The organism is Kitasatospora sp. NPDC057015 (assembly GCF_042673745.1).
Taxonomy (GTDB): domain Bacteria; phylum Actinomycetota; class Actinomycetes; order Streptomycetales; family Streptomycetaceae; genus Kitasatospora.
Map to the genome: position 1 here is coordinate 1 of NZ_JBHUSG010000125.1, position 2,824 is coordinate 2,824.

Below are 2,824 nucleotides of genomic sequence, written 5' to 3' on the forward strand. Positions count from 1 at the left end.
AGGAGGTCGGTGTTGGGTTCGAGGCCGCAGAGGATGCGGCCGTAGGTCTCGGCGACGGTGTTGGGGTGCAGGACGCCGTTGAGGTTGAGCGCCTGGATGTCGCGCTCGATGCGCTGCATCGGCTGGTCCGAGTAGATGGAGGACCCGCCGCTGGCGGTGTTGAGCACGTCCACCGCCTCCTTGGCCCGCAGGCAGGCCGTGGCCGCGTCCAGCTTGGACAGCGCCCGCTCCTGGAGCGACCACTGCTCACCGGCGCGGACCTTGGTGTCCAGGCGCTCGGCCGCGCGGCGCACGTGGAACTCGGCCTCGTCGATCCTCATCGCCGCGTGCGCCACCTGCAGGTGGGTGAGCGGCGCCTCGGCCTGACGCTCGTAGTGGGTGTAGGCGATCTTGCGGCTGGGCAGCTTCTCGAAGAACGCCTCCCGCGCCGCCTTGGCCATGCCCACCGCCGAGGAACTGGTCACCGCGGTGGCGTGCGGCACGAACGGCAGCTTCCAGGTGAGGGAGTCCGCGTTCAGCTTCGACGCGTGCTGACCGTGCATCATCACCGGGATCATCGGCAGGACGCGCGCCTGCGGGACGAACAGGTCCTCGGCGATCGTCGACACGCTGCCGGTGGCCCGCAGGCCAGCGGTGTGCCAGTCGTCGACGATCGTCAGGTCCGACATCGGCACCGCGACGGTGGCCGGCACGTACCCGCCGTCCTCGGTGGCCAGCAGCACCGAGTGCATGTCCCACTGGCTGTGCGGCGCGCCGGACACAAAGTGCCACCGGCCGTTGAGGACCACGCCGCCGTCGGTGGGCACCGCGGTGCCCGACGGGTTGACGCCACCGCAGATCCGCACGCTCGGGTCGGCGAAGATCTCGTCCTGCACCTCGTCCGGGAACAGGCCCGCCAGCCAGGAACCCATCGTGTAGGTGCTGATGGTCCACCCGACGGCGCCGTCGCCGCGCGCCAGTTCGGAGATCACCGCGGACACCGTCCGCACGTCGGCCTCGGAGCCGCCGTAGCGCAGCGGCACCCGCATCTTCATGATTCCGGCGTCGGTGACCGCCTGCAGCACGTCCTCGTGCAGGACCCGGTTCTCCTCCTGCCAGGGGATGTGCTTGCGGATCAGCTCGACCAGGTCCGTGGCCCGGCCGACGAGTTCGCTCTGCGAGCCGGCCTCATTGATCGTCATCTGTGCTCCTCCATACGGTGACAGGGACGGGAAAGTGGGTGGAACCTCCGCCGGACACGGCGGAATCCGCACGGGAACGAACAGCAGGGCCATTCGCCGGCCGGACGGCCGGGCAGCGATTCTCCGTCGGTAGTGAGCAACTCTGGCAGGGCGCACCACCCGGGCACTTCTCCCACCTTGCCGAGCCTCACCGAAATGAATTCCGCACACCGGGGAATGCTCTATTGCTCCGCTGCCGTTCTCCTCCGGAGGACGGTCCGGTGCGGGTACGGTCCTCCCATGGAGAAGCCGAAACCGAAGATCGTGACGTTGGAGGAGTGGCGGCAGGCCCGCGACGAGCTGCGCGCGGCCGAGAAGGAGGCGACCCGCGCGGCGGACGCGCTCGCCGCGCGCCGCCGCCGGCTGCCCATGGTGCGGTTCGCCGACGGGTACGCGTTCGACACCCCCGAGGGCGCGAAGACGCTCCTCGACCTGTTCGACGGCCGCGACCAACTGGTCGTCTACCAGTTCATGGACAACGGCCCGGACCGCTACTGCCCCGGCTGCACGTGGTTCACCGACAACATCCCCGCCAACGCGCCGAGCCTGCTCGCCGACCAGGGCGTCACCTGGGTGAACGTGTCGAACATGCCGCTCGCACAGATCGAGCGGTACAAGGCCAGGTCGGGGTGGACGATGCCGTTCGTCTCCTCCCGCGGCACGTCGTTCTCCGCGGACTGCGACGCCGGCGGCGGCTTCATGCTGACCGTCTTCCTGCGCGACGGCGACGACGTCTACCGGACCTACAGCACCACCTCACGCGGCATCGAGAAGCTCGTCTTCACCACCGGCGTCTTCGATCTGACCGCCTACGGCCGGCGCGAGGAGTGGGAGGACTCACCCGCCGGTTGGCCGCAGAACCCCACCTACGCCGTTCCGGTCCCGATGGAGTGGGGAGACGTGTCGACCGGTTTCGGAACCCACCGGTAGATCCGCCCCGGAAGCATCGTCGACGCCGCCGGACGAATGGCCCGGCGGCGTCAACGATGCGTGAGCGAACAGCATTCGCTTGAGGTGTCGAGTGACGTCATGGGCGTGGTGGGGGTGGAATTCGGACGCCGTTCCCGGGGAGGTTCCCGACCCGGAAATCACCTCTCACGACGGCGATGAAGGGCCGTCGCGGTCGAATTCCGCCCGGCGGGGCCGTCATCGGGACGACAGCCCGTCATGCGGCGCCGAGCACCCGTGACGACGCATCACACCGCATGTGATCCGCCGTCGGCCGACCGTCGTGGCGGGCGCTCCGCCCTACAGGCCGGCGAGGAACTTCAGCAGTTCCGCGTTGACCTCCTCCGGGCGTTCCTGCTGCGTCCAGTGCCCGACTCCGGGCAGTGCCACCGTGCGGGTCAGGTTCGGGACGAACACCTGCAGGTTGGCGATCAGCTGGTCCAGGCCCGGGAGTTGCACGCTGCCGTCGCGCTCGCCGTACAGGTACACCGCCGGCGTCGTCATCGGCGCACCCTGCCACGGCGCCGTCAGCTCCCAGCTCAGGTCCATCGTCCGCCACCAGTTCAGGCCGCCGGAGAACCCGGTCCGCGCGAAGTCCTCCGCGTAGACGTCGAGATCGGCCTCCGACAGCCACGCCGGCAGCGCACCCGCCGCCG

At 69.5% G+C, this 2,824-nt stretch carries 3 protein-coding genes; 1 reads left to right on the forward strand and 2 read right to left on the reverse strand.

Annotated features, from left to right (window positions below; translation table 11 throughout):
* Positions 1–1,181: acyl-CoA dehydrogenase family protein (locus ACFTWP_RS41465; RefSeq protein WP_380270361.1), on the reverse strand; the 1,181-nt coding region annotated here is incomplete at its 3' end.
* A 279-nt stretch (positions 1,182–1,460) separates the two neighbouring features.
* On the opposite strand from ACFTWP_RS41465, the gene ACFTWP_RS41470 reads away from it, so the two are divergent.
* Positions 1,461–2,150, forward strand: a complete 690-nt coding sequence (locus ACFTWP_RS41470; RefSeq protein ID WP_380270362.1) for a DUF899 family protein — start codon at positions 1,461–1,463, stop codon at positions 2,148–2,150.
* A 318-nt stretch (positions 2,151–2,468) separates the two neighbouring features.
* Here ACFTWP_RS41470 and ACFTWP_RS41475 read toward each other — a convergent pair.
* A partial coding sequence (locus ACFTWP_RS41475; protein ID WP_380270363.1) for an alpha/beta fold hydrolase occupies positions 2,469–2,824 on the reverse strand: 356 nt, incomplete at its 5' end.

Coding starts and splice junctions, on each gene's coding strand:
- ACFTWP_RS41470 (WP_380270362.1), top strand. CDS start 1,461: ATGGAGAAGCCGAAACCGAAGATCGTGACGTTGGAGGAGTGGCGGCAG.